The following is a 25,946-nucleotide window of genomic DNA, read 5'->3' as shown; positions in this document are numbered from 1 at the left end:
GGTGAGCCGTGCCCACGCTGCCGGCGCTCCGCGCCACCACCGACGATCCGCTGGCGTCGCGCACGGCAGCCCTGGCCGTCCCGGTGTTCAAGGGCGACATCGAGGCGCCCGGCGCTGAAGCGGCGCTGCGGGCGGTCGGCTTGGACGGCGTGCCCCGCGATGCTGACTTCACCGGCGCGCTCGGCGATGTCCGCAGCCTCGCCGCGCCGGGTCTGGGCGTCCAACGGCTCGTCCTGATCGGACTGGGCCGGATGGACGCGCTCAGCGACGAGGCGCTGCGCCGCGCGGGCGGGGCGCTGACGCGGGCGATCGGCGCCGAGGTCGACGACATCACCACCACCCTGCCGCTCGTTCACCCGACCGACGATGCCTTCCGCGCCGTGGCGGAGGGGCTGCTGCTGGGCGCGTACCGCTACCAGGGCCACCGCCGGTCGAGGCCGCCGCGGCTGCGCCGCGTCGATCTGGCCGTCCCGTCGGCGTTCTCCGACGACGTCACGAACCTCCTGCGCCGGGCGGAGGTGCACGCCGCGGCGCAGTGCACGGCCCGCGACCTGGTCAACACCCCCGCTGGGGAGCTCGGGCCCGACGACCTGGCGCGCCGCGCGGCCGAGGCGGCCGGTGCGACCTGCGACGTCGAGATCTGGGACGAGACCCGGCTGGAACAGGAACGCTGCGGCGGGATCCTCGCCGTCGGGCAGGGTGCGGAGCGCCCGCCGCGCCTGCTGATCCTGCGCTACCAGCCGGACGGCGCCGTCGCCCGGATCGCGCTGGTCGGAAAGGGCATCGTGTTCGACACCGGCGGGCTCAACCTCAAACGACCCGCCGACCGGATGCCGGCGATGAAGGCCGACATGGCCGGCGCCGCAGCCGTGATCGCGACCTGCGCTGCGCTGGCGGAACTCGACGTCGCCGTGGAGGTGCTCGGCGTCTGCGCGCTGGCGGAGAACGCCGTGTCGGGACGCGCGCAGCGCCCAGGCGACGTGGTGGCGACGCGCGACGGCACCACGGTGGAGGTGCTGGATACCGACGCGGAGGGCCGGGTGGTCCTGGCAGATGCGCTGGCGTACGCCGTCGAGCACGACCCCGAGGGGCTGGTCGACGTGGCCACGCTCACAGGTGCGGCGGCGCACGCGGTGGGACGGCGGGCCATCGCCGCGTTCGGCGACGACGAGGACCTGGTACGCCAGCTGCTCGCCGCGGCGCAGGCGGCGGGCGAGGCTACCTGGCGCCTGCCGATGTGGGCGGAGCTCGAGGACAACCTCGACTCGGAGGTCGCGGATCTCAACAACACCGGAGACGGGGAACACGACGACCGGGCCGGGGCGACCATGGGGGCCCTGTTCCTGCGCCGGTTCGTCCGTGGCGTGCCGTGGGTCCACCTGGACATGCCGTCCGCCTGGGCGGAGACCGCCCGCTACCACCTCCCCCAGGGGGGGACCGGGACGGGCGTGCGGACGCTGCTGCGGTGGCTGGAGTTGGCGAGCCCGGTCAGGCCGGCGCCGTCCCGTCACGCACCTGGATCTGCGCGAAGATGATGTCCGACATCGTGTCCCACGGCTCGCCTTTCAGGCACCAGCCGTGGGCTCCCCGCCGCATCGCCTCGTCGCGGGACTCGGCGTAGGCGGAGTACATCACGATCCGTGTGCGGGGGGAGGCCTGAAGGATCCCGGGGATCGCCTCCAACCCGTCCATCACCGGCATCATCACGTCGAGGATGACCACGTCGGGTTGGAAGCGGCGCACCACATCGATCGCCTCGGCGCCGTGCTCAGCCTCGCCCACCACGTCAAGGCGCGGATCACGTCTGGCCAGTGCACGCAGCAGCGTGCGGATACCCGCGTTGTCATCGACGATCACCAGGGTGACCGTCACCCCACCCTCCGCCACCGCGTCCTCGCTGATCGCCTCACGCGCCGGGCACGACCGCGCAAGCCTACGCCTCCTCCCGGTTGAGCGCAGACGCCCGCAACGCGCTGCCCGCGGTCGGCGCTGCCACCTGTCGGTCGTCGCGGCACTCAGCCGGGGGCGTTGCGGCGCCGTCCCGCGGCGACCCCGCGCGCGTCCTGCCCGTCGGGCTCGTCCGGCTGCCACCGCGGACGCAGGTCGCGCGCCGCACGGGCTTCGTCCAGGCGCCCGACCGGCGTTGTGACCGGCGCGCGCCGGACTGAGTCGGGACGGTGGCGAGCGTCATCCGCCGCCTGCAGCATGGCGTCGGCGAAGGCGTCGAGGGTCTCGGGGGTCTCCGTCTCGGTCGGCTCGACCATGAAGCAGTTGGGGACGATCAGCGGGAAGGAAACGGTCGGGGGGTGGAACCCCAGATCGATCAGCCGCTTGGCCAGGTCCATGTTGTCCAGCCCATCGGGTGGCACCACCACGAACTCGTGCATCGGCCGGCCTCCGAAGGCCAGGCGGTAGCCGGCCTCGACCCGGGCGGCGAGGTAGTTGGCGTTGAGGACCGCCAACTCCGAGACGCGACGCAGCTCCTCACCACCGTGCGCCAGCAGGTACGTCAACGCCCGGACCATGATCGCGACGTTGCCGTACCAGCCGTGGACCCGCCCGATCGACCGCTCGGGCACTTCCCAGCCGTACGTGCCATCGTCGCGGCGGGCGACGGTGGGGCCCGGCAGGTACGGGGCCAGCCGCTCGGCGACTCCCACCGGCCCACCGCCGGGGCCGCCGCCGCCGTGTGGGGTCGCGAACGTCTTGTGCACGTTGAGGTGGACGATGTCGAACCCCATGTCGCCCGGGCGGACCCGGCCGAGGATGGCGTTGAAGTTCGCCCCGTCGTAGTACAGGAGCGCCCCGACCGCATGCAGCAGCTCGGCGATCCGCTCGATCGATGTCTCGAACAGCCCCAGGGTGTTGGGGTTGGTGAGCATCAGCCCCGCGACGTCGTCGTCGACGAGGTCGGCCAGGACATCCACGTCGACCTGTCCGCGGTCGTTCGAGGGCACCGTGACCGTCTCGTACCCGCCCAGCGTCACCGATGCGGGGTTCGTGCCGTGAGCCGAATCGGGGATGATCACGCGTCTGCGGGGACCGCCACGGTCCTCGTGGTAGGCCCGCATGATCATCAGCCCCACCAGCTCACCCTGGGCGCCGGCCGACGGCTGCAGGGTCGCGGCGTGCATCCCGGTCAGCTCGCAGACGAGGGCTTCGATCTCGTGCAGCACCGCAAGGGTGCCTTGCGCGCGCGACGCCGGCGTGGCCGGGTGCAGCGCCGCGAAGCCCGGCAGCGCAGCCACCCGCTCGGACACCTTCGGGTTGTACTTCATGGTGCACGAGCCCAGCGGGTAGTAGCCCAGGTCGATGCCGTGGTTGCGCTGCGACAGACGGGTGTAGTGCGAGACGATCTCACGCTCGCTGACCTCGGGCAACGGTGTCGGCGCTCGTGCCAGCTCCACACCCGCCAGCAGCTCTTCCACCGGCCGCTCCTCGATGTCGAGGGCCGGCAGCGTGGCGGCTCGCCGACCCGGCGACGAGCGTTCGAAGATCAACGGCTCCGTGGCGGTCCGATCCCCGAACAGCATCACGCGGCCTCCTTGGCGACCCGGCTAACCGCCTGCACCAGCCCGTCGGCCTCCTGGGCGGTCCGCCGTTCGGTGACCGCGACGAGGACCGCGCCGTCGGCCGCACCACCTTCGACGACCGGTCCGACCAGGTACCCCTCGTCAGCGATGCGCTCCACGAACGTCGCCGGGTCGCCGGGCACCCGCAGCGCGAACTCCTTGAAGAACGGGGCGGACACCGCCAGCCGCACCCGCTGCACGGCGGTCAGCCGGCGGGCGAGGTGGTGGGCGCGCTGCAAGCAGCTGGTGGCGAGCTCGGCCAGACCCCGCGGTCCGAGCCACACCAGGTACAGCAACCCCGCCAGGGCGTTCAGGGTCTGGTTGGTGCAGATGTTGCTTGTGGCCTTCTCGCGCCGGATGTGCTGCTCGCGCGCCTGCAGCGTCAGCACGTACCCGCGCGTGCCGCGCATGTCCACGGTCTCGCCGACCAGGCGGCCGGGCAGGCGGCGCACGTCGGTCAGGCGCGCGGCGAGGAAGCCGAACGACGGTCCGCCGAAGTTCAGGCCGTTGCCCAGCTGCAGACCGTCGCCGACCACCAGGTCGGCCCCCTGCTCCCCGGGGCGTGGCAGCAGCCCTGCCGCGGTCGCGTCGTAGGCCACCACGAAGCGCGCGCCGACCGCCTGGGCCGCCGCCGCATGCGCCCGGACGTCCTCGATCACGCCGAGGTGGTTGGGCTGCGCGAGGACGTAGGCGGCGGTCGTCTGCGGCAGGTCCGCGACGTCGCTCCGCCCGTCGCCCGCCAGCGGCGCGTCGGTGACGTCCAGGCCGCGGGGATGGGCGAAGGTCCGGATCACCTCGGCTGTGGCCGGTGGCACACCTCCCGCCAGGACGGCCCGCGAGTGGCCCGTGGCGCCGATGGCCATGTTGACGGCCTCGGCGGCCGCCGACGCCCCGTCGTACAGCGACGCGTTGCTCACCTCCAACCCCGTGACCTGGCAGATCACCGTCTGGTACTCGAAGAGCGCCTGCAGCACACCCTGACTGACCTCCGGCTGGTACGGGGTGTAGCTGGTGTACAGCTCCCCACGGGACAGGATCGCGGGGATCACCGCCGGGACGTAGTGGTCGTAGGCGCCCCCGCCGGCGAAACAGACCAGGTCGGCGTCGTTGCGCCGCGCGTAGCCCTGCATGCGTCGGACGACCTCGTCCTCGGACAGGGCATCGGGCAGGTGGATCGCGCGTCGCGCACGGACCGAGTCGGGGATGTGCGCGAACAGGTCGTCGAGCGACTCGAGGCCGAGGACCTCCAGCATGCGGGCGACGTCTTCGGCGGTGTGCGGGGCGAACTGCACGCGGGACCTCCTGGTGCGAGCCGCACCGAGCGGGCATCCTCCCACAGCGCTCGCGCGCCGTCGAAGCGAGCTGACGGGCGCCGTGCACGGCGGACGTCGCGGACGGCAACAGCCGAGCCGCGCGTGCCGCATCGCGCCAAGGCCACATGCCGCCCCCGATAGGGTGACGTCATGCGTGTCGGTGCCCACGTCTCGTCCAAGACCCCGCTGCCTGCCGCCGCCGAACGCGGCGCCGACGCGGTCCAGTTCTTCCTCAGCAACCCCAAGGGGTGGCGCATCCCCAAGACCCGCGACGACGCCGACGAGCTGGTCGCCTCCAACCTCCCCGTGTACATCCACGCCCCGTACCTGATCAACATCCCGGCGACGAACCCCCGGGTGCGGCACCCCTCGCGGAAGCTGCTGCAGGAGACGTGCATCGCGGCTGCGGCCATCGGCGCGGAAGCGGTCATCGTCCACGGCGGACATTGCGAGCTCGAAGAGCAACCCGAGGTGGGCTTCGCGCGGTGGCGGAAGGCCCTGGAGCAGCTCGAGACCGAGGTGCCGGTGTACATCGAGAACACCGCCGGCGGTCAGAACGCGATGTGCCGCCACTTCGACGTGCTCGGCCGGCTGTGGGAAGCCGTCTCCGACCTGGACGTGCCGCTGGGCTTCTGCCTCGACACCTGCCACACCCACGCGGCAGGTGAGGACCTGTCCACGGCGGTGCAACGGGTCAAGGAGTTGATCGGTCGCATCGACCTCGTCCACTGCAACGACTCGAAGGACGCACCCGGAACGGGCCGGGATCGTCACGAGAACCTGGGCCGGGGCCGCATCGAACCGGAGCTGCTGGTCGCCGCGGTCCGCGAAGCGGGCGCCCCCGTCATCGTCGAGACGCCCGGAGACTCCCCCGCCGACCAGTCGGCCGACATCACGTGGCTACGCGAGCAGCTGTAGCGCCTCACGACTCGGACGGCGATCGCGCCGAAGTTGGGTGCAACAGCCGCTGATAGGGTCGCGGCCGACGTTGTTCGCGAACGGAAGGCCACACCGTGGGTCTGAACGTCGCGAAGAAGATCATCCAGGCTCACCTCGTCGAAGGCGACATGCAGTCCGGCGACCCGATCGGGATCCGGATCGATCAGTCGCTGACACAGGACGCAACCGGAACCCTGGTGATGCTCGAGCTCGAAGCCATGGGCCTCGACCGCGTCAAGACCGAGCTGTCCGCGCAGTACGTCGACCACAACGTCATCCAGGAGGATCACAAGAACCCCGACGACCACCTGTTCCTCAAGTCGGCCTGTGAACGGTTCGGGATCTGGTACAGCCGGCCCGGGAACGGCGTCTCACACCCGGTCCACCAGGAGCGTTTCGGCAAGCCCGGAGCGACCATGGCCGGGTCGGACAGCCACACCCCTGCCGCGGGCGCGATCGGGATGGTGGCGATCGGGTCGGGCGGCCTGGACGTCGCCCTGGCCATGGCCGGCGAGCCGCTGCGGATCAAGATGCCCCGGATCTGGGGCGTGAAGCTCGTCGGGGAGCTGCCCGATTGGGTGTCGGCCAAGGACGTCATCCTGGAGATGCTCCGCCGCCACGACGTGGACGGCGGCGTCGGGAAGATCGTCGAGTACTACGGACCGGGGCTCGCAGCGCTGTCGTGCATGGACCGGCACGTGATCGCAAACATGGGCGCGGAGATGGGCGCCACCACAACGGTGTTCCCCGCCGACGCCGAGGTCCGTCGCTTCCTGGAACAGCAGGGCCGCGCCGACGACTTCACCGAGATCGTTGCTGACGACGACGCCACCTACGACGAGCACGAGGAGATCGACCTGTCGCAGTTGGAGCCGCTGATCGCGCTCCCGACCAGCCCGGGCAACGTCGTCCCGGTGCGCCAGGTCGCCGGTGAGGACATCGCGCAGTCCTACGTCGGCTCGTCGGCCAACCCCGGCTACCGCGACTTCGCCGTGGCCGCGGAGATCTGTCGGCTGGCGGGGCGCCAGGTGCACCCGCGGGTGTCGCTCGACGTGAACCCCACCTCCCGCCAGATCCTGGAGAACCTGGCCCGTGACGGGCACCTGCTGTCTTTGCTGCATGCCGGGGCGCGAATCCACCAAGCCGGGTGCAACGGCTGCATCGGAATGGGTCAGGCGCCCGCCACCGACGTCATCAGCTTGCGGACGGTCCCGCGGAACTTCCCCGGGCGGACCGGGACACGCGAGGACAGGGTGTACCTGTGCAGCCCCGAGACGGCCACCGCGTCGGCGCTGACCGGCGTGATCACCGACCCGCGTGACCTCGAGGACGGGTTCGCGATGGCCTACCCGCGAATCGACGAACCCGACGAGATCATCCTCAACGCCGAGATGCTGCTCGCCCCGCCACCTCGAGACCAGGCCCGCCAGGTCGCCATCCGCAAGGGCCCCAACATCGCGTCGATCCCCGACATGGAGCCGCTGCCCGACCACGTCGTGGTCCCGGTGCTGCTGAAGGTCGGCGACAACGTCTCGACCGACGAGATCCTCCCCGCGGGGACGCGCGTTCTCCCGTTCCGCTCCAACATCCCCGCGATCAGTCGCTTCGCGTTCGACATCCTGGATCGCACCTACCACGACCGCGCGCTCGAGGTCCGGGAACCGGGGCAGGCCAACGGGATCGACTTGACCGGCGGACACGCGGTCGTCGGGGGGAAGAACTACGGGCAGGGATCGTCACGGGAGCACGCGGCGCTGGCGCCCCGCTACCTCGGGCTCCGCCTGGTCCTCACCAAGGACTACGCACGCATCCACTGGCAGAACCTGATCAACTTCGGGCTGCTGCCGTTGACGTTCGTGGACGAGGCCGACCACGACGGCATCGCTCAAGGTGACCTGCTGCGGATCAGTGGCTTGCGCAAGGCCGTCGCGACCGGGAACGACATCGAGGTCGACAACGTCACCAAAGGCACCAGCTTCCCTGCGACCCACCAGTTGTCCGAGCGGCAGGTCGACGTGCTGCTGCAGGGTGGCATCATCCCGTGGATGAAGCAGCGGCTCAGCGCCAGCGACACCGCAGACATCGCAGTGGTCGAGGCCGAGCCCGGCCGGTGATCCGTCAAGGAACCTGACCGAGTCGCGCCCGTATCGAAGCGGGGGAACCGCGCGTGGATGTGCTACAGCTGCCGCTGACGCACCCTGCGTTCGTCTTCATCGTCGTCTTCGGCGTGATGCTCGTCGCGCCGATCGCTGCTGAACGCCTCGGCGTTCCCGGGCTCATCGGGCTCATCGTCGCGGGAACCTTCGTCGGACCGCATACGACCGGGTTGCTCGAACGCGAGGGCGTCATTGAGGTGCTCGGCGACGCCGGACTCCTCTATCTCATGTTCCTCGTCGGGCTCGACCTCGACCGCGAAAGCTTCGCGGAGCACCGGCGCCCGTCCCTGGTGTTCGCGGCGGCGACGTTCGTCATTCCGATGCTGCTCGTTACCGGCGCCGGCGTGGGCCTGGGTCTGTCGCTCGTGGGGGCGCTCATCGTCGCGTCCGCGTTCACGTCGCACACGCCGATCACCTACCCGCTCGTGCAGCGGCTCGGGCTCGCGCGCAACCCGGCGGTCATCGCGACGATCGGCGCGACGCTCATCTCGACCGTGGGGGCACTTCTCGTCTTCGCGATCGTCGCCGCGATCGGCGACGATGTCGCGCCTCCGGTGTTCTGGATCCAGCTCGTCGCGATCCTGGTGGTCTTCCTCTTCCTCGTTCTCCGGGGTCTGCCCCGGCTCACCAAATGGTTCTTCGCCGGACTCGGCCAGGACCGCATCGCGCGGTTCGTCTTCGTGCTCGTCGTTCTCTTCGGTTCGGCCGCGCTCGCGGAGATCACCGGAATCCAGGCGATCGTCGGCGCGTTCCTCGCCGGCTTCGGCGTCGCGAAATTCGTGCCGGCGGGGAGCTGGCTGCGCGACCGCGTCGAGTTCCTCGGCCAGTCGTTCCTCGTGCCGGTGTTCCTGGTATCCACCGGCATGATCATCGATCCGATCGCCGTCGTGACCGCTCCCGAACGTATCGCGCTCGGGCTCGGCCTCACCGTGGCAGCCTTCGGAGCGAAGACGGCGGCGGCCGGGGTGACGGCGAGGGTCCTCGGCTACAGCCGCCCGGAGCTCGGGATGATGATCTCTCTCACCGGAGCTCAGGCGGCGGGTGCCCTCGCGGTCACGCTCGTCGCCGTGGAGGTGGGCCTCCTCCAGGAGCGTGCGCTCGACGCGGTCATCCTCGTCATCCTTCTCACCTGCATCGGGAGCGTGCTGATCGGGGAGCGCTCCGCTCCGAGGATGCAACGCCCTGCGCGCAAGATCCCACCGCTGGGAAGGACGGTGGTGGTCCCGATCGCGAACCCGCATTCGGTCGGTCCGCTCGCGGAACTCGCGGGTCTCATCGCGGTCGGCGACGGCGGCGAGGTGCTCGCGGTCAACGTCCTCGGGTTCGAAGCGTCACGTGAGCAGCTGGACGAGCATCGCACCGCCACCGAGGCGGCGGAGAAACTCGCTCGCAGCCGCGGAGCCGACGCTCGTTCGCTCGTCCGCATCGACTCGTCGCCCTCCGAAGGGGTGCTCCACACGGTCGTGGAGAACGACGCCTCCTGCGTGCTACTCGGGTGGAAGGGCTACGCCAACGCGCGCGAGAACTTCTTCGGTGGGATCATCGACACGGTCCTGCGCCAGGTCCGCGTGACCGCTCTGGTCTGCCGGCCCGGGACCGACGAGGCGGTCGAGCGGATCGTGCTCGCCGTCACCCGCGCCGACCTCACCCCGGCGGGACGTCTGGACCTCGACCTCTCCATCGAGGTGGCGACCCGACTCGCCGACGAAGGCGGGGTCCCTCTGCTGGTGATCATGCCGGTGAACGACAAGGGAGTTCGCGAGCGGCTCGGAGAGCAACGTGAGACCAACCGGGTCCTCGATCCGCGCCGCCCGACCGAGTCGCTTCCGCAGCGCACCCTGGAAGGCGACATCGTCGTGTTGGGCACACCACCGACCCGTCCCGGGATCGGTCACAACTCCGAGCGGATCGCCCGCTCGGTTCCAGATCGCACCGTGATCGTGGCCGTGCGGCGGTGATCATCACAGGCACGCCGCTTTCTGGCTGCCCGTCCCGACCGGCGCTGCCCTACTGCGAGTACGCGATCGCGGACGTCGGCGACGACGGCGTCCGCCCACGGGCCGGGTGTCGTGATCTTCGACCGACGCGAGCTCGAAGCGGTCAGTGAGCCGGCGGCGGAGATGCTGGCAGACCTCCGTTGAGGAGGGCACCGGGCGCCGGGGCGAGGTCTCGCTGGTGGTCAGGATCGTCGCCGATCCGGCGCGGCCCCGTGACACGGGCACCGCTGCTGTGGCCGCGTACCGGCTGACCGCACGTGAGCGCGACGTCACGGCACAGTGGGTCGTCGACCATGTCGGAGGTGCTTCACCGTTCGCCATGCCCGAGCGGGGTCGGTCGGGCCGCCCGCTCGAGCCGGATCAGGGTCCCTCCACCACGCCGGCCTCCCGCGCGATCTGACCCGGAGAGAGACCCAGGGCGTCCTCGATATCGCCAAGTGTGTCGGGCGATGGCGTCTCATCGCCTCGTTCGAAGTCGTCGATACGCGCTTCGCTCATGTTGAGGCGCTCGGCGAGCTCGGCTTGCGTCATGTCCTTGCCGAGCCTGGCTCGTCGGACCAGCTCACCGATCTTCGACAACCGCGCTCCCTCCAGACGGTGGCAGGCAACGCTAGCGCCGCGCCACCGACGTCAGCACTCGAGCAGCGCGTGCAACGTGTCGGCGAGCGTCGTGATCTCCGATTTCGCCAGCGTGATCAATCCGAGGTCGCGAGCACAGACCTCGACGTCCGGCGTGAGGTACGCGGAGAAGAGCACGATCGGGAGGTCGTAGCCGAGATCGATCAGCGCCCGTGCCGTGTCCAGCCCGCTGATCCCGGCCATGCGCTGGTCGATGACGAGCGCGTGCAATTCGCCGGTTTGGAACCGTTGCAGGACCTCCTCGCCGGACGCGGCCTCGTCGACGACCCAGCCGGCCCGTTGCAACTGCAGCCGGACGATCAAGCGCACGTCGGGCTCGTCGTCGGCGACCAGCACTCGGCGTTCGACGTCGATGCCTACCACGGCTCCACCGCCGGAAGCCTGACCGTGAACCGTGTCCCCGAAGCGACCTGGCTGTGGACGGTCAACGTGCCGCCCATGGCCTCGATCACCGCCTTGCTGATGTACAGGCCCAAACCCGTTCCCGTCGTCCCGGCAACGTTGGAGCCACGGTGGAACTTGTTGAACAACTGCTCGAGGTCCTCATGAGGGATCCCGCAGCCGTCGTCGACCACGTCGATCAGGACCTGTCCCGGTCGGTGCCGCGCCACGACCCGGACCGCCCCGCCGGAGAACTTGATCGCGTTGGACAGCAGGTTCACGAGAACCTGGTCCAGCCGCTCGGGGTCGGCCGTGGCCATGGGCAGCTCCGCGGCAGCCCCGATCACGATCTCGCGCCGGTGGCTGAGCAGGTCGACGGTCCGTTCGATCGACTCCACCACGTCGGTCGGGCGGAGGCGTACCGCGAGTTTGCGGTCCGCCTCGAGCCGTGAGTAGTCGAGGAACTGCTGCACGAGCCCGTACAGGTTCCGCGACTGTCGGGCCAGGGTCGCGTACAACTGTCGGCGTTGGTCCGTGGGCATCTCCGGGTCCGCCGCCAGGAGGTCGGTCAAGCCCGCGATGCTGGCAAGGGGTGTCTGCATGTCGTGGGAGATACCGGCCAGCAGCTCCTCGCGGAAGCGCGCGGCTTCCTGGGCTGCGGTTAGCTGGTACAGGCGCGCCTTCTCGATCGCGGCGGACGCCAGCTGCGCCAGCTGGACGAGCAGCGCCTCGTCGGTCTCGGTGAAGCTTCCGTCCAGCCGGTCGCGGACGCTGATGTGGCCGAGCGTCGCGCCGTCGCGCGCCAACAGGGGAGCGGACAGGGCCGCGTCGTCGGAAGGGTCACCGCCACTGGCCGGCGTCGCTCCGTGGGGTCCACCCGACCGGGTGTCGTGCACGACCACGAGCGGAGTCGCATCCTCGGCGCCGTCGACGAGGCACGTCTCGGCGCGGTGAACGCCGATCAGCCCGCCGGCCTGGCGGGTCACCTCGTCCAGGATCTCCTCGAGACTGATCCGGGCGTTGATCACCAGTGACGCGCGGGTCAGGCCCTGCAACTGGGCGGTGTACTCCGCGGCGAGACGGTACTCGCGCTCCCGCGCCTCGAGCTGATCCAGACGCCGCCGCTCCGACACATCCTCGATCACCCCGATCACGAAGCGCGGGTCGCCCTCGGCGTCACGTAGCAGCGACTTGGTCGTCCGGGCCCATAGGACGGCGCCGTCCCGGGCGCAGTAGCGCTTCTCCAGGGTCACGACGTCGCCGGCACCGCTGACCAGCTCAGCGAACGCCAGGCGGCTCTCCTCAGCGTCGCCGCGGTGAGTCACCTCCAGGAACGTCCGCTGCTGCAGCTCCTGCTCGGAGTAGCCGAGGGTCCGCGTCAACGTGGCGTTGACGCGCAGGAAGCGCCCGTCGAGGTCGATGACCGAGATCCCGATCGGGGAGTGCTCGAACAGTGACCGGAAGCGTTGCTCGCTCTGTGCGAGCGCTTCCTGGGTCCGGTGGTGTTCGGTCACGTCGAGCACCACTCCCTCGAGGAGGGTGGGGTGGCCCGCATCGTCGTAGACGGCGTGACCTCGGTTCGTGACCCACCGCTCCGTCCCGTCAGCGTGGCGGACGGGGTACTCGACGGCGTACGGTTCACGTCGCCGCGTCGCGCCCAGGATGACGTCACCGACACGGTCAAGGTGGTCGGGGTGGATCACGTCAACATGGTGGCGACGGCCGGCGAGGAAGTCCTCCGCCGGGTACCCCGCCACGGCCTCGATGCCGTCGCTCAGGTAGTGCATCCGCCAGGGAAGGGTGGCGTCGCAGCGGTACACCGCCCCGGGGATGTTGCCGACCATGCTGCGGAACCGGGCCTCGTGGCTCTCCAGTTCCCGGTTGAGCGCCGCGATCGCCGCCTCGTCTCGTTTCCGCCCGCGGACGTCGCGCTGCACCGTCCCGATCGCCACCGGCTCGCCGCTCTCCGCCGCGCGGATCGCGAAGACGCTCATGTCGACATCGATCACCTCACCGCTACCGAGATGGCGTAGCTGGCCCTCCCCCGTCCAGCTGCCATCCTCCAGCACGGTCGCGAACACCGACTGCCGCAGCCTCGCCCAGGTCGCCTCGGTGAAGAAGTCCCGCACCCGCCGCCCAGCGACCTCGTCGATGCCCAGCAGCCCTCGGGCAGCCTGGTTGAGGAAGGTGACATTCCCGTCCAGGTCGGCGAGCGCAACCAGGTCGCTGGTGTTCTCGACGATCGCCGCCAGCCGGCGTGCCTGCTGCTCAGCGCGCCGGCGGTCGGTGACGTCACGAAGGGCGACGACGGCTCCCAGTTGCCGGCCGTCCTCATCCACCAGCGCCTGACCGTTGGCGCTCAGCAACCGCGGTCCGTCCGGGGCGGCGACCACCACCTCGGCGTCGCGCAGCACCTCACCGCGAAGCGCCCGGTACAGCGGAACGGCGTCCAGCGGCAGGGGCGACACCCCGTCCGGCGCGTACAGCCGGTAGTGCTCAGCCCAGCGCTCGACCGGAATCGGCTCGAAGCCCGTGCCGTGGAGCTCCCGTGACGCGCGGTTGAACAGCGTCAGGGCACCGTCCGCATCGCACGCGACGATCCCGTCGTGCAACGAGTCCAGCAGCGTCTCGATGAACGACTGGCGCTCGCGGACGGCATGCTCCCGCAGCTTGTCGTCGGTGATGTCGGTGCCCACGGCGTAGACCAGCCCGTCTTCGGTTTGGAGCCGTGCGGCGGTCCGGATCCACCGGTGAGAACCGTCGCGGTGGCGCAGCCGGACGTCGCGGCGCAGGTCGTCGACCGCGCCGCTGATCAGCCTCCTGAAGTGGGCACCCGTCGCGTCGCGCTCATCGAGGTGGACGTCGTCCAGGAAGGGACGTCCGATCAGCTCGGCGGAGCGCCAACCCAGCACCCTCTCGTAGGCCGGGTTCACCTCGACGTAGCGGCCGTCGAGGTCGAAGATCGCGGCCAGCTCCAAGGCCAAGTCGAAGAAGCGGGCGAGCCGCTCTCGTTGAGCCGTCGCCGGTCGGTCGCCCATCCCCTCTCCTGCCGGCATGCGAACGAAGACCGAACTGTACGGCCGCTCGGCGGATGACGCCGGGGATCAATCCGGTTCGTCCTCACCGTCGTGGTCGTCGAATCCGAACCTGCGCACCAGCGCAAGATAGTCGCGTTGGTAGAACAGCTTGCACCGCACCGCCGGGTGGTGTTCGCGCAGCAGGCGCAGCTTGCGGTTCTTCTTCGTCACGAGCCGTTGTTGGGAGGTGGTGATCTCGATGTACAGATCGAAGGCGGGGAGGTAGAAGTCCGGCCGGAACCACGCGGTCGGCGACCCGTCCTCATCCCACTCGATCGGGAACGCGTCGGGCTCGTACTCCCACGCGAGGCCGTAGAAGTCCAACAGCCGTGCGAATCGTGCTTCGGAGGCGTGTTGGAACGCGACGTCGTCGCTGGGTCGACGTTGGTCGGCAGCCCCGAGCCGCGGCCCCCCGGAGAGTCGGCCGAACAGCCAGAGCTCACTCAGATCCGGGACACCGGCTGCCGGACCGCGGACGGGCGCTGGATCGGGTTCGCGTAGGTCACCGACCCTGCGGTCGCTACCGTCCGGTGCCGGTGGGACGTCGTCCCGCGCGCCTGGCAGCCCGCCCGGGGGAACGTGGGGCACCCAGGATCAGCGGACGGCGCGCACGTCAGCCGATCCCTGATCGCGTGGATCGTCGGCCGGCCGGACCGCGTCGACCTCCTCCACCGGGAAGCGCGTCACCTCGCCGCGTAGCTCCTCCACGACCGGGCCCAGTGCGATGGCGAACACCCCTTGACCGCGGGCGAGCAGGTCGATCACCTGCTGGTTGTCGTCGAGCGCGTACACCGTCGAGCCGTCCGAGAGCAGGGTCACGTCGGCGGGAGTCTGGCCGCGGCTGCGCAGCTCCTCGACCGCCTCACGGACACGCTGCAGCGACACGCCGGTGTCGAGCAGCCGCTTGATCACTCGCAGCTCCACCAGATCATCGAACGAGTACAGGCGCTGGCTCCCCGAGCCGCGGGCCTGACGGACGGACGGGACGACAAGCCCCGTCCGTGCCCAGTAGTCGAGCTGACGGTAGGTGATCCCGACGATCTTGCAGACGGTCGGCCCCCGGAAGCCGACCCGGTGCTCGGCGCCGCTCCAGAGGCTGAGTTGGTCCTCGCGGTCGGACGCGAGTCGATCTGCCATGGGCGGGCCTCCCCGCAGCCGGTCACACCGGTGGAACTACGCCGATGAGGCTAGGCCCGACGCCGGGCCGATGTCAACGGGGTGGAGGGCTCCTGCGGGGACGTGCTCCCCGGCCTGCATACGGCCAGGGTGGTTTGCATATCCAGGAGCCCACTCCACAAGAAGCCCCATGTGGAGGCACTGTGGCTGGATCCCTCCACCGATGGGCGCAGGCGGAGGTCAGTGACGCGGCGTCAGCTCACGGACGGTGACGGTGATCGGGGTCTGTCAGACCTCCCGGAAGTCCTCCGGGGTCACGCCCTCGAGGAACTCGCGGAACGCGCGCAGCTGTTGCTCGGCCGCGACCTCGTCGCCTTCCTCGGTGGCCTCGATCTCCAGACCCGCCTCATCCATGACGTCCTCGGCGGCGTAGATCGGCACGGTGTCGAGGCGAGACGCGATCGCGATCGCATCGCTGGGCCGCGACGAGACCGTGTGGGCGCGGCCGTTCTGCACGAAATGCAGCTCGGCGTAGAAGGTGCCCTCACGCAGCTCGGTGACGTGAACGGCCTGGAGCTCGACGCCCAGGTCCTGGAGGACGTCGACGATGAGGTCGTGGGTCAGCGGCCGTGGGGTCTCCACACCCTGGAGCGCGAACGCGATCGCCGTCGCCTCAACCGCACCGATCCAGATCGGGAGGTAACGGGTTCCCGTCTTCTCCTTGAGCAGCACGATCGGCTGGTTGGCGGGGAGTTCGACCCGCACACCGACGAGCTCCACCTCGATCACGTCGACCAGCTCCTCGTCCGCTGTCCGCCCTGGGGACCCTACCGCAACGCCTGCTTCGCGACCCGTTCGGGGTCCGGTTCCAGCGCGGACGCGTCGTGCACAGCGAGGATGGCGGGCAGCTGCCGAAGACGCTCGTTCCAGTCCAGCCCGTAGCCGACGAGGAACTCATCGCCGACCTCGAACCCGACCCAGTCCAGCGGGAGGTCCGCGATGCGGCGAACGGATCGATCCAGCAAGGTGCACACCCGCAGCGATGCCGGCCGCCGCGCAGCCAGCACCTGCAACAGGTAGGCCATCGTCAAACCCGTGTCGACGATGTCCTCGACGACAAGGACGTGGCGGCCAGTGATGTCCAGGTCGAGGTCCTTCATGATCCGCGCGGTCCCGGCCTCCCGGTAACCGCTGATCGCGAGCAGGTCGACGGACAGTGGGAGGCCAACGTGGCGCACCAGGTCGGCGAGGAAGACGGTGCCGCCCTTCAGGACCGTCACGAACACCGGATGGGTCCGTGCGTAGGCTCGCGTGATGTCCGCGGCGAGCACCGCCACCCGCCGCTGGAGCCGCTGCTGGGGGATCCGGACCTCCACGGGGGCGGTCACATCGGTGACGTTGCCGGCGGCCAGCGGTCCTCGGCGGTGACGGCGCGCATCGCCGCGTACGCCCGGTCCGCGAGCCAGGCACCGACCGCCGCACCGCCGTGCACGTCCTGGATGAGTGATCGCCGTCCGTGCAGCTCGACGCGGCCCACCTCGGCGTCGTGCCATGTCAGGCGCACCGTCGCCGTCGGTGACGTGGCGACCTCCACGGGCAGCTTGACCGTCTGCGCGACGATGGCATCGCTGGCCGGTGCCAGAACCACGACCGGATCCGATGCGAGCGTCACCCACTGACCCGGCGCGCGGAGCTCGATGCGCGGTGTGACGTGGACGTCAGCGAATGCCGCGAAGCCGTGGTCGAGGAGCGCCCGGGCGTCGTCGAAGTGGTCCCGCGGCCCGTCGCTGCCCAGGACGACCGCCAGCAGCCGTCGCCCGTCGCGGACGGCGGCGGCGACCAGGCAACGACCAGCCGCCGCCGTGTACCCGGTCTTCACTCCGATCGCGCCGGGATAGGTCCCGAGCAGCTCGTTGCGGGACGTCACGGTGCCGAGGCCGGGAAGTTCAACCGACGGGCGCTCCGCGATCGCGGCGAACGTCCCGTCGGCCAGCGCGGCGCGCGTGATGACGGTCAGGTCGTGGGCAGACAACCGGTTGCGGTCGTCGAGGCCCTCCGGGGTGTGCAGCACGACGCCGTGCAAGCCCAGGGCGGCGGCGTCCTGGCGCATCAACTCGACGAAGTCGGCGATGCTGCCGGCGACGCCGACCGCCAGGGCCCGTGCGGCGTCGTTCCCGGAGCGCGCCACGACCGCCTCGAGGAGGTCCTCCACCGTCCAGGTCTCGCCCGGATCGAGCCCGACACCGGCACCGTCGCTGCGCGCCGGGGCAACCTCTCCTCCGGCGCGGATCGCCGCCTCGAGTGAGCTTCGGCGCAGCGCCGTCAAGGCCGTCATGACCTTGACGGTCGACGCGACCGGCCGGCGCTGGTCGGCTGCCTTGGCCGCGAGGACCTGTCCGGTGTCGAGGTTGGTGAGCAGGTAGGCGTCGGCGGTCACGTCTGGTGCGCCCGGCCATCCCTGCGGCGTGGTCAGGCGACCGACGGTCGACGGAGGCGCCGGTGGGGCGGCGACCACGTCGGCGGCCTGGGCCGGGAACGTAGCGGTGACCACCGCAGCGGCCACGGCGACGGCGACCGGGTGCTTCACGAGCGCAGCAGCGTCCGCAACTCGCGGGCCAGCAGTGCCCGGTGCACGCGATGGCCGTGACGGAGCAGTTCCTCGACCTGCGACGCTGCCGTGGCGCGCGCGTCGGGGTTGCGCTGCTTGAGAAGGGGCGTGACCAGCTGCTCGTACAGGGCGACCTCGCGGTCCGCGAACTGTCGGTACATCCGCAGGTGACGTGGTTCGAGCCCCAGCTGCATCAGCTCCGCGGCCGCGCGCGCGGCCTGTAGGTCGTCTCCGTCGAAGCTCGCCTCACTGCGGATCAGCCCGTGGTCCCGCAGAGCGCGCACGTCGGCGGTCTCCAGGCCGGTCGCATCACACAGCTCGGACAACGTCAGCTCGACCTCGGCTGGGGCCGCGTCCATGAACGACACGCCATCGCGTGGTGCCGGATGCACCGCACTCTCGGGAGCCAGCGCCTGTGTCGCCGACGTCCCTTCAACCGGTGGGAGCGGCACTTCGATCGGCTGTCCGGCGTCGAGGCGGTCGAGTTCCTCCTTGATCACCCGCAGCGGCAGGTACCGATCGCGCTGGGTGCGCAGCACGTAACGCAGGCGCTCGACATCGTCGTCGGTGAACTTGCGGTACCCGGAGTCGGTGCGGTCGGGATGGATCAGGCCTTCCGACTCGAGGAAGCGGATCTTGCTGATCGTGATGTCGTCGAACTCGTCCTTCAGGCGGTTGAGCACCTCACCGATCGTGTACATCCTCACCGAAGCGCTCCCGGCGTGCCGAGGTCGCCTCCGAGGAACAGCAGCTTGAAGCGGCCGATCTGAACCTCGTCGCCGTTGCTCAGTGTCTCCTCGTCGACCCGGTCGCCGTTGAGGTAGGACCCGTTGAGGCTGCCCAGGTCGCGCAGGACGAACCGATCGTCCTCGCGGTGGACAGCGCTGTGGCGGCGCGACACGGTCACGTCGTGCAGGAAGATCTCACAGTCGGGGTGGCGTCCGATGGTGATCACATCGCGATCGAGCAGGTACCGGGCGCCGGCGTTGGGACCGCGAACGACCACCAGCATGCCTGTCCCTGGCTCGAGGTCAGGCGCGCCCTCGACCGTGGTGGTCGGGTCGAGAGCGCCCACGTCGATCGCGGCGGTCGTGCTGTCGACGTCCTGGGGCTCCTCTCGGCCGCCATCGACGGGGGCGCCGCACTGGGAACAGAAGTTCGCGCCCTCGACGAGCCTCGAGCCGCACTGGGGACAGAACATCGCACCTCCGTGGAGCGGTGCAGGCTCACCCTCGACTACGGGTTGACCCTGCGTCGGGGCCGCAGGGTAGCAAGTCGACGTCCGCCCACAGCAGGCGGCGGCAGCCGGTCACTCGATCCTTGACCGGTACTCCTCTGCGGTCAGCAGCCCCTCGAGCTGGCCAGGGTCCACGTCCTCGGGGCGGATCGCGACCATCCAGCCCTCGCCGTACGGGTCCTGGTTGACCAGTTCCGGTCGATCCTCGAGGTCGTTGTTGCGCTCCTCAACGGTCCCGGAGACCGGCGCGTACAGGTCGGAAACGGACTTGGTTGACTCCACCTCGCCGAACGGCTGGCCCCGCTCCAGCTTCGCGCCTGGTGCCGGAAGGTCGACGTAGACGACGTCACCCAGCTGCTCCTGGGCGTAGTCGGTGATGCCGACGCGGACCAGGTCACCTTCGCCGCGGGCCCATTCGTGTTCCGTCGTGTAGCGCAGGTCGTCCGGGTACGAGTCTTCACCCACCCTGCCCCTCCCCTTGCTGGCGATGAGGACGCCCATTCCAGCAGGTACGAGCAACGCCCGACAAGTCGGTCGGTGTCGTCTCGTCGCCCCCTACCCAGGGGCAGGGTGTTGGGCCCGTGATTGGTCAGGAGCTCGGCGGGTACTCCTCACCGGCCCGCTCGGCCGCCTGTGCGATGCTGTCGTGCAGTTCGTCGAGGGTGGCCTGCGCGTCCTCACCCCCGAAGATGATCCGGCGGATCCCGTCGTTGATCGCCTCGGTGACGTCCGACCAGTACGCCACGTTCGGCCGGTACCAGCCGTCCTCCAGGGCCGCCTGGACCGCCTCGAACGTCTCCTGCAACTCAGGCGGGACCTCCGCGAGCGCGTCTTCGCGCACCGACGGCCACCCGTTCTCGGCCACCAGCTGAGTCTGGATCTCCTGGGACATCAGGAACTTGGCCAGCTCCACCGCGGCCTCGCGTTGCTGACCTTCGACGCCCCGCGGGACGCCCAGGACGTCACCGCCGATCACGTGCGCGGCGCGTTGCGGCCCGCGCCAACCCTCGTAGACGGTGAAGCGGTCGAGCAGGCCCTGCTCCTGTAGGACGTTCGACGTGAACGGCCAGTTCTTGCCGATCCACGACGTCTCGCCGATCAGGTAGTCCACCTGCGTGTCGAACTTCGCGAGCTGCGACTCCTCGGACAGGAGGCCGTCCTGCCACATCCGCTGCAGCGTCTCGTACGCCGCCACGGAACCCTCGTCGTTCAGCACCAGCGGATCTCCGCCGTAGGACACGATGAACTCCGACAGCGTGACGGCCGCGGGGTCGCCCTCGGCGAGCGACAGGGTCACCACACCGGTTCCGGCCTCCTCCCGAAGGGTCTGCGCGGCCGAGACGAGCTCGTCGACCGTATGCGGCAGCTCGACGCCGGCGGCTTCCTGGCGTTCGGAGTTGACGTAGGTGACCTGGACGTTGGGACGGAAGGGCAGGAAGTACTGCGTCCCGTCGAACTGCTCGGGGATCATCGACTCCAGCACCCCGTCGGGGATCTCGACGTCGTCAAGCGGCTCGACGAGGTCACGGTCGACCAGGACACGCAGTGCCAGGTTGTCCTGTGCGAACAGGTGGATGGTCGGTCGGCCAGCTTCGACCTCCACTCGGAGCTTCTCGGGCAGGTCGGAGGACGCGACCGAGGTCAGGTTGACGGTTGCTCCTGTCTGGTTCTCGAACTGGTCGAGCACGTCTCGGACGGTCGACTGCTCCTCTTCCGCCAGCGAGACGCTCATCGTGATCTCGGTGCCGGACAGGTCGGCCGTGGCCACCGTGCCCGGCCCCGCGGCGGGGCCACCGCCGTCGCCGCAGGCGGCCGCGACGAGCGCTATGACCGCCAGCAGGATGGTCGTCGTACGTCCCGATCTCATGTCTGGTCCTCTCGTCGGATCAGTGGCTCGCTCAACTCGGTGGTGCATCCCGTCGCCGGGAGGGCACCCTACCAACGACAGTGGTAGTAGAGAACCTGACCCAGCGGAGTGCGCTCAGCCCTTCACGGCGCCGCCCAAAGCGCCGGGCTTGAGGTAGCGCTGCAGGAAGTAGACGATCACCAGGATCGGGAGGGTCAACACTGCCGCGAACGTCGCCATCGACTGGGCGGTACCACGGTCGATCGCCTGGAATACCTGCAGAGGCAGGGTGTTCTGGTTGGTCGTCAACAGCCGGGCGTACAGGAACTCGTTCCAGGAGTACAGCCACACGAACAGCGACGCCACAGCGATCCCGCCGGCTGCCAGCGGCATCACCACCCGCAGCAGCGTCTGCAGACGCGATGCTCCGTCCACGAACGCGGCTTCCTCGAGGTCGGCCGGAATCGTCTCGAACGTCCCGACGAGGATCCAGGCGATGAACGGCAGGGAACCGATCAGGTGGGCCAGGACCAGTCCCAGGTACGTGTCGATCAGGCCGAACCCCGCGAACCGCGTCGCCACAGAGATGCCGATCGAGAACTCCGGGAACATCCGGGTCACGAGCAGGCCGAGGACGATCGTGTAGCGGTAACTGACCGGCAGGCGAGAGATCACGTACGCGGCGGGCGCGGCGATCACGATCGCGAGGATCGTCGTGGCGGTGGCCACGACGAGGCTCTTGACCAGCGGGGGGACCATCGATCCTCCGCCGATCACGCCCCGCCAGAACCGCAGCGTCGGCTCGGTCACGAACAGCGACGGCCTGACCCCGAACAGCGCATCGCCGGGCGCGACCGACACCATGAACACGAGGTAGATCGGAAACAGCACGATCAGGAGAGACACGACGACCCAGACGGGGAAAGCCAGCTTCAGGATCGGCTGTAGGCGGTCGCGCCGGTCGCCGGCCGCGACCCGTCCTCGACCGATGCTGCTGGCGTCCGCGGTCATCGTTGCGCCGCCCGGGTCCCGACCAGCTTCAGGTACAGCACGATGAACACCATGATGATCGCGAACAGCACGGCTGCGCCGGCGGCCGCGGTGAACGGATCGTTGGTCGGCGGGGCGTACCGGTTCCAGATGTAGACGTGCAGGATCGACTCGACCCGTCCCGCCAGGACGAGCGCTAGCTCGAAGATCCGGAACGCGTCGATCGCCCGCAGGATCAGGGCCATGGTGATGTAGGGCACCAGCAGCGGCAGGGTGACCCGTGTGAACTTCTGCCAGACCGTGGCGCCGTCGATGTCCGCGGCCTCGTAGACCTCCTCGGGGATGGACTGCAAGCCCGCGAGGAAGATCAATGTCACGATCGGCAGGACCTTCCACATGTCGGCGACGGCGACCGTGAACAGCGTTCGCCATCCGCCGGCGACCGTGAGGTTGATCGGCTGGTAGCTCCACTCGAGGCCGGGAATCACGCTGACGAGGTCGGCCACGTGGAACATGACGGCGTTGAGGTACCCCGAGCGGCTGAAGATCAGCAGCATCACCGCACCGGAGACGATGGTGGGCACGCCGAGAGGGATCAGCAGGACCGTCCGGGCGAAACCCCGCCCGAAGAACCGCTTGTGGAGGGCCAGCGCCGTGGCCATGCCGACCGCGAGCTCCAGGGCGATCGACAGCAACGCCACAATCACGGTGTTGATCACCGCGTCGCGGAAGACGGGGTCGTCCAGGAGGGCCCGGTAGTTCGCGGCGGACGGGAAGGTCTCGGCGAACCTCGCCGTGAAAGAGATCCGGAAGGTGTCGAAGATGGGCGCGACCGTGAAGACCAGCACGTAGAGGACCAGCGGCGCGACCAGCGCGATCTCGAACGCGTGGTGGCGGAACCATCCCGCCAGCGCGCCGGTCCCAGCCCCCGGGGCGGTCGCCTCAGCGCCAGCTGCCATGCTCCCCTCCCTCACGCTCCGGGCGGTGGCGCCTAGTCGAAGATCGACCGACCGCTGTCGAGGTCGAAGAAGTGCAGCCGTCTGGTGTCGACGGCGATGTCGGCCACCTCACCGATCTTGGCCCCGGTCGTGGGGTGGAAGCGGGCGACGAAGTCGGTCTCTCCCTTTTCGCCGGGCCCGAGGTCCTCGAGGTCGCCCGCTCCGACGTCCTCGGCGAGCTCCCTGGTGTCCTCGGTCAGGACCCGCGGCGAATCGAGGGTGAAGTGCACGTACACCTCGGAGCCCATCGACTCGGTGAGCTCTACCTCCGCGCGCATGCGGCGGTCCTCGGCAGTGTCGGGATCGATCGCGGCGTCCTCCATGTCCTCCGGGCGGATCCCCAGCACCACGTCACGGCCGTCGAGGTCGCGCAGGGCGGGGCGCTGCTGGAGGACCTGATCGTCGATGCGCAGCCGGTTGCTCCCGAACTCGACGAACGCCCGATCGGCATCGAACGTGACCTTCGCCATGGTCATGTTCATGGCGGGCGAACCGATGAACCCGGCCACGAACAGGTTGACGGGACGGTCGTATAGCTCCTGGGGCGGAGCGACCTGCTGCAGGAACCCTTTGCGCATCACCGCCACACGATCGCCCATCGTCATGGCCTCGGTCTGGTCGTGGGTGACGTAGATGGTGGTGGTGCCTAGGCCCTTCTGGATGCGCAGGACCTCCGCACGCATCTGGACGCGCAGCTTCGCGTCGAGGTTGGACAGAGGCTCATCCATCAGGAAAGCCTGTGGTTCGCGGACGATCGCGCGTCCCATGGCAACGCGCTGACGTTGGCCGCCGGACAGTGCCTTGGGCTTGCGATCCAGTAGGTCCTCGATGCCGAGGATCTTCGCGGCGTCGCCGACACGGTCGCGGATCTCGTCCTTGGGCATCTTGCGGAGCTTCAACCCGAAACCGATGTTGTCCGCAACGGTCAGGTGCGGATACAGCGCATAGTTCTGGAAAACCATGGCGATGTCACGATCCTTGGGTGGCATCCGGTTCACCACCCGCCCGCCGATGCGGACCTGCCCGTCGCTGATCTCCTCCAGACCGGCCACCATCCGCAACGCGGTCGTCTTCCCGCAGCCCGACGGCCCGACCAGGACGATGAACTCGCCGTCCCCGATGTCGAGGGACATCTCCTTCACCGCGTGCGTCCCGTCGGGGTAGATCTTGTCCACCGTGTCCAGCGTGACCTCGGCCACTATCGTCACCTCCGCGTCGACGTCCGCGCCACTGAGAACGACGACTGCGGTGCTGACCGTACTGCTTGCACCGGTATCCGGTCTACGGTTTTGCTCGGTTCCCACTCGTCGGACACGCCGATCACCGCTCATCGCCGGCGGGGACCGGCTCGCTCTCACGACGACGCGACACCCGGCGGGCGCGGATGGTGGCATGACCCGCGCGGACGTACTGCCCGGCAGCGAGGTAGTACAGGACGCTGCTCCCGCCGAGCATGACCCACGCGGAACCTCGTAACTGGGTCGAGTCGAACACGCGCGCCACCAGGAACAGCGTCAGCGCACCCATCAGCCCGAACGTCGCAGCCTTCCCGAGGTCGGTCACTGGCGGCGGGTCAACACCTCGCCACAGCAGGTACGAGCCACCGACCAGCATGAAGGCATCGCGGGCGAAGATCACCGCCATAGCCCACAGCGGCACGATCCCCCCAACGATCAGTGCGATCCCCACCACGACCACCAGGAGACGATCGCTGACGGGATCGGCGATCTGCCCCAACCGGGATACCTGACCCAGACGGCGTGCGAGGTACCCGTCGACGAAGTCGCTCGATGCCACCACGATCAGCACGATCAGCCCACGGGCTTCACGCCCGCCGGCGATGTCCGCGTACACCAGCGGCAGCGCCGCGAGCCGGATGACCGAGAGAACGTTCGGGAGGGTCAAGAGGCGGTCGGTGACGACCTCCGACCCGTCGTTGCGGGAGCCACTCCGGAACACCGACATCGCGGTCCTGTGGTCGCCGTGCGGCAGCCTACTCGCCACCTTCCGGAGGTTCCCGGACGACGACCGTCGAGCGCCGGTCGGGCTGGAAGCGACCTCACGCGCCGGTCGGGCTGGAAGCGACCTCACGCGCCGGTCGGGCTGGAAGCGACCTCACGCGCCGGTCGGGCTGGAAGCGACCTCACGCGCCGGTCGGGCTGGCCGGACTTGAACCGGCGACCCCTCGCCCCCCAGACGAGTGCGCTACCTGACTGCGCCACAGCCCGTTCGCGGCCGGGATCCCGGCCGCGACGCGACGCTACCAGAGCCACCCCGCCCAGACGAGCCGATCGGCCGGACCCGAAGCGGGCGACGGCGCGACGCTTCACCGACCGACCACGCGGACCGGGAGCTTCATCCCGTAATCCCAGTGGCCGGGCAGATGACAGCCCAGCCACGAGCTCGCCGCTGAGAACGTGGATGGTCTCGCCCGTGTCCCCTGCCGCCACAGACACCGCACCGTGCGCTCCGTCGTGGTGGCGGTCGGTCCCGCGCTCGTGCCGGAGTTGCGTATCGAGATCTCCGGCGACCAGCTCATGATCGATCGGGTCGCGGTTGTGCACGACCAGCCGCAGGGTGTCTCCCGCACCACCAGGGCGCCGTCCTCGACGACGAAGTTGCTGTGTTCGATCAGGACGTGGACGGGTCCGCGGCCCGGCAGTGATGGCTCCGGCGATCAGCCCGACCAGTCCCGCGACGGCGATGCTGGCGATCGCCAGGACCCGCGGGTGGGTGATGATCGTCACGCCACATCGTCGGCCGCACGCGAAACCCACCACGTCCCGGCGGTCAGCACCAGGCCGCTCAGCGCGACGATCACCGCCGGGAGTACCGACCGCATCCAGCTGTTGGCCCGCTCGCCGCCGTCACCGACCACCCCAGCCAGTCCGGCGGCGACCACGGACGGCTGACCGGCGCTCGACGCATCGACGGCGAGGTCGAACGTCAGGTCGCCGGCCGGGATGTCGAGTCGGAAGTGCGTCAACCACATCGAGGCCGGAACCCAACCCATGCCGTCGTCGGAACGGAGGTCGGCCAGGAGCTCCGCTGAGGCGGGCCGCGACGTGGTGCGTTGC

General features: G+C 69.6%; 23 protein-coding genes and 1 tRNA gene. 4 read left to right on the top strand and 20 right to left on the bottom strand.

Translation table 11 applies throughout. The annotated features are described in order from the left end of the window. The first annotated feature begins 8 nt into the window (after nucleotides 1-8). The gene (locus KY462_09605; protein ID MBW3577973.1) at nucleotides 9-1,535 is read left to right on the top strand and encodes a leucyl aminopeptidase; all 1,527 of its coding nucleotides are present in this window, start codon (nucleotides 9-11) and stop codon (nucleotides 1,533-1,535) included. On the opposite strand, the gene KY462_09600 is transcribed toward KY462_09605, so the two are convergent. The 3 genes from KY462_09600 to gcvPA all read right to left on the bottom strand — a co-directional run bounded on the left by KY462_09600 (nucleotide 1,489) and on the right by gcvPA (nucleotide 4,996). After that, nucleotides 1,489-1,887 (bottom strand): response regulator transcription factor, encoded by a 399-nt coding sequence (locus tag KY462_09600; protein ID MBW3577972.1) that lies wholly within the window; start codon nucleotides 1,885-1,887, stop codon nucleotides 1,489-1,491. The genes KY462_09605 and KY462_09600 overlap by 47 nt on opposite strands. Before the next feature lie 128 nt (nucleotides 1,888-2,015). Next, nucleotides 2,016-3,533, bottom strand: a complete 1,518-nt coding sequence (gcvPB, locus tag KY462_09595) for an aminomethyl-transferring glycine dehydrogenase subunit GcvPB (protein MBW3577971.1) — start codon at nucleotides 3,531-3,533, stop codon at nucleotides 2,016-2,018. Then, nucleotides 3,533-4,996 (bottom strand): aminomethyl-transferring glycine dehydrogenase subunit GcvPA, encoded by a 1,464-nt coding sequence (gcvPA, locus tag KY462_09590; protein ID MBW3577970.1) that lies wholly within the window; start codon nucleotides 4,994-4,996, stop codon nucleotides 3,533-3,535. Before gcvPA ends, gcvPB begins: the two co-directional genes overlap by 1 nt. Before the next feature lie 39 nt (nucleotides 4,997-5,035). Here gcvPA and KY462_09585 point away from each other — a divergent pair, with 39 nt between their 5' ends. The 3 genes from KY462_09585 (at nucleotide 5,036) to KY462_09575 (ending at nucleotide 9,938) form a co-directional block, all read left to right on the top strand. Continuing rightward, the gene (locus tag KY462_09585; protein ID MBW3577969.1) at nucleotides 5,036-5,803 is read left to right on the top strand and encodes a deoxyribonuclease IV; all 768 of its coding nucleotides are present in this window, start codon (nucleotides 5,036-5,038) and stop codon (nucleotides 5,801-5,803) included. Between the two features lie 95 nt (nucleotides 5,804-5,898). After that, entirely contained in the window at nucleotides 5,899-7,938 is a 2,040-nt protein-coding gene (locus KY462_09580; protein MBW3577968.1) for an aconitate hydratase, read from the top strand. A 53-nt stretch (nucleotides 7,939-7,991) separates the two neighbouring features. Further along, complete coding sequence (locus tag KY462_09575; GenBank protein MBW3577967.1) at nucleotides 7,992-9,938, top strand: cation:proton antiporter; 1,947 nt, start codon at nucleotides 7,992-7,994, stop codon at nucleotides 9,936-9,938. A gap of 399 nt (nucleotides 9,939-10,337) precedes the next feature. Here the strand turns inward: KY462_09575 and KY462_09570 are convergent, their stop codons facing one another. The 17 genes from KY462_09570 to KY462_09490 form a co-directional block, all read right to left on the bottom strand. Further along, nucleotides 10,338-10,556 (bottom strand): helix-turn-helix domain-containing protein, encoded by a 219-nt coding sequence (locus KY462_09570; protein ID MBW3577966.1) that lies wholly within the window; start codon nucleotides 10,554-10,556, stop codon nucleotides 10,338-10,340. Nucleotides 10,557-10,607: 51 nt separating this feature from the next. Further along, nucleotides 10,608-10,979 (bottom strand): response regulator, encoded by a 372-nt coding sequence (locus tag KY462_09565; GenBank protein ID MBW3577965.1) that lies wholly within the window; start codon nucleotides 10,977-10,979, stop codon nucleotides 10,608-10,610. Next, complete coding sequence (locus tag KY462_09560) at nucleotides 10,973-14,035, bottom strand: PAS domain S-box protein (protein MBW3577964.1); 3,063 nt, start codon at nucleotides 14,033-14,035, stop codon at nucleotides 10,973-10,975. Before KY462_09560 ends, KY462_09565 begins: the two co-directional genes overlap by 7 nt. Before the next feature lie 66 nt (nucleotides 14,036-14,101). Continuing rightward, nucleotides 14,102-14,662 carry a hypothetical protein gene (locus tag KY462_09555; protein ID MBW3577963.1) on the bottom strand — a complete coding sequence of 187 codons (561 nt, stop codon included), beginning with the start codon at nucleotides 14,660-14,662 and terminating at the stop codon, nucleotides 14,102-14,104. Nucleotides 14,663-14,668: 6 nt separating this feature from the next. Beyond that, nucleotides 14,669-15,211, bottom strand: coding sequence for a MerR family transcriptional regulator (locus tag KY462_09550; protein ID MBW3577962.1), 543 nt, complete (start codon nucleotides 15,209-15,211; stop codon nucleotides 14,669-14,671). Nucleotides 15,212-15,478: 267 nt separating this feature from the next. Next, a complete protein-coding gene (locus tag KY462_09545; protein ID MBW3577961.1) occupies nucleotides 15,479-15,979 on the bottom strand; it encodes a bifunctional nuclease family protein in 501 nt (166 codons plus the stop codon). A 38-nt stretch (nucleotides 15,980-16,017) separates the two neighbouring features. Then, a complete protein-coding gene (hpt, locus tag KY462_09540; GenBank protein MBW3577960.1) occupies nucleotides 16,018-16,743 on the bottom strand; it encodes a hypoxanthine phosphoribosyltransferase in 726 nt (241 codons plus the stop codon). 1,030 nt (nucleotides 16,744-17,773) lie between these two features. Further along, nucleotides 17,774-18,499, bottom strand: coding sequence for a MerR family transcriptional regulator (locus KY462_09535; protein ID MBW3577959.1), 726 nt, complete (start codon nucleotides 18,497-18,499; stop codon nucleotides 17,774-17,776). 2 nt (nucleotides 18,500-18,501) lie between these two features. Continuing rightward, a complete protein-coding gene (locus tag KY462_09530; protein ID MBW3577958.1) occupies nucleotides 18,502-18,999 on the bottom strand; it encodes a zinc-ribbon and FHA domain-containing protein in 498 nt (165 codons plus the stop codon). A 108-nt stretch (nucleotides 19,000-19,107) separates the two neighbouring features. Beyond that, entirely contained in the window at nucleotides 19,108-19,536 is a 429-nt protein-coding gene (gcvH, locus tag KY462_09525) for a glycine cleavage system protein GcvH (GenBank protein ID MBW3577957.1), read from the bottom strand. Between the two features lie 88 nt (nucleotides 19,537-19,624). Beyond that, nucleotides 19,625-20,902, bottom strand: a complete 1,278-nt coding sequence (locus tag KY462_09520; protein ID MBW3577956.1) for an extracellular solute-binding protein — start codon at nucleotides 20,900-20,902, stop codon at nucleotides 19,625-19,627. Between the two features lie 114 nt (nucleotides 20,903-21,016). Beyond that, complete coding sequence (locus tag KY462_09515) at nucleotides 21,017-21,892, bottom strand: carbohydrate ABC transporter permease (GenBank protein MBW3577955.1); 876 nt, start codon at nucleotides 21,890-21,892, stop codon at nucleotides 21,017-21,019. Then, nucleotides 21,889-22,830 (bottom strand): sugar ABC transporter permease, encoded by a 942-nt coding sequence (locus tag KY462_09510; protein MBW3577954.1) that lies wholly within the window; start codon nucleotides 22,828-22,830, stop codon nucleotides 21,889-21,891. Before KY462_09510 ends, KY462_09515 begins: the two co-directional genes overlap by 4 nt. 32 nt (nucleotides 22,831-22,862) lie before the next feature. Then, the gene (gene ugpC / locus KY462_09505; protein MBW3577953.1) at nucleotides 22,863-24,068 is read right to left on the bottom strand and encodes a sn-glycerol-3-phosphate ABC transporter ATP-binding protein UgpC; all 1,206 of its coding nucleotides are present in this window, start codon (nucleotides 24,066-24,068) and stop codon (nucleotides 22,863-22,865) included. 121 nt (nucleotides 24,069-24,189) lie between these two features. Next, complete coding sequence (locus KY462_09500) at nucleotides 24,190-24,834, bottom strand: CDP-alcohol phosphatidyltransferase family protein (GenBank protein MBW3577952.1); 645 nt, start codon at nucleotides 24,832-24,834, stop codon at nucleotides 24,190-24,192. A gap of 189 nt (nucleotides 24,835-25,023) precedes the next feature. Continuing rightward, nucleotides 25,024-25,097 (bottom strand) — tRNA-Pro (locus KY462_09495). A 515-nt stretch (nucleotides 25,098-25,612) separates the two neighbouring features. Further along, nucleotides 25,613-25,882 (bottom strand): hypothetical protein, encoded by a 270-nt coding sequence (locus tag KY462_09490; GenBank protein MBW3577951.1) that lies wholly within the window; start codon nucleotides 25,880-25,882, stop codon nucleotides 25,613-25,615. Between the last annotated feature and the right edge of the window lie 64 nt (nucleotides 25,883-25,946).

The sequence above is a fragment of the Actinomycetota bacterium genome, from assembly GCA_019347675.1.
Lineage (GTDB): Bacteria > Actinomycetota > Nitriliruptoria > Nitriliruptorales > JAHWKO01 > JAHWKW01.
The sequence above is the reverse complement of the archived record's forward strand: the minus strand, read 5'-3'. Positions and strand labels throughout refer to the sequence as shown.

Bases quoted from the DNA above. Each gene is read 5' to 3' on its own strand.
- KY462_09560 (MBW3577964.1), bottom strand. From the start codon at position 14,035: ATGGGCGACCGACCGGCGACGGCTCAACGAGAGCGGCTCGCCCGCTTC.
- KY462_09500 (MBW3577952.1), bottom strand. From the start codon at position 24,834: ATGTCGGTGTTCCGGAGTGGCTCCCGCAACGACGGGTCGGAGGTCGTC.
- KY462_09530 (MBW3577958.1), bottom strand. From the start codon at position 18,999: ATGTTCTGTCCCCAGTGCGGCTCGAGGCTCGTCGAGGGCGCGAACTTC.
- KY462_09535 (MBW3577959.1), bottom strand. From the start codon at position 18,499: ATGTACACGATCGGTGAGGTGCTCAACCGCCTGAAGGACGAGTTCGAC.
- gcvPB (MBW3577971.1), bottom strand. From the start codon at position 3,533: ATGCTGTTCGGGGATCGGACCGCCACGGAGCCGTTGATCTTCGAACGC.
- KY462_09515 (MBW3577955.1), bottom strand. From the start codon at position 21,892: ATGACCGCGGACGCCAGCAGCATCGGTCGAGGACGGGTCGCGGCCGGC.
- KY462_09490 (MBW3577951.1), bottom strand. From the start codon at position 25,882: ATGGGTTGGGTTCCGGCCTCGATGTGGTTGACGCACTTCCGACTCGAC.
- gcvH (MBW3577957.1), bottom strand. From the start codon at position 19,536: ATGGGCGTCCTCATCGCCAGCAAGGGGAGGGGCAGGGTGGGTGAAGAC.
- KY462_09550 (MBW3577962.1), bottom strand. From the start codon at position 15,211: ATGGCAGATCGACTCGCGTCCGACCGCGAGGACCAACTCAGCCTCTGG.
- hpt (MBW3577960.1), bottom strand. From the start codon at position 16,743: ATGGCACGACGCCGAGGTGGGCCGCGTCGAGCTGCACGGACGGCGATC.
- KY462_09520 (MBW3577956.1), bottom strand. From the start codon at position 20,902: ATGAGATCGGGACGTACGACGACCATCCTGCTGGCGGTCATAGCGCTC.
- gcvPA (MBW3577970.1), bottom strand. From the start codon at position 4,996: ATGCGGCACGCGCGGCTCGGCTGTTGCCGTCCGCGACGTCCGCCGTGC.
- KY462_09585 (MBW3577969.1), top strand. From the start codon at position 5,036: ATGCGTGTCGGTGCCCACGTCTCGTCCAAGACCCCGCTGCCTGCCGCC.
- KY462_09510 (MBW3577954.1), bottom strand. From the start codon at position 22,830: ATGGCAGCTGGCGCTGAGGCGACCGCCCCGGGGGCTGGGACCGGCGCG.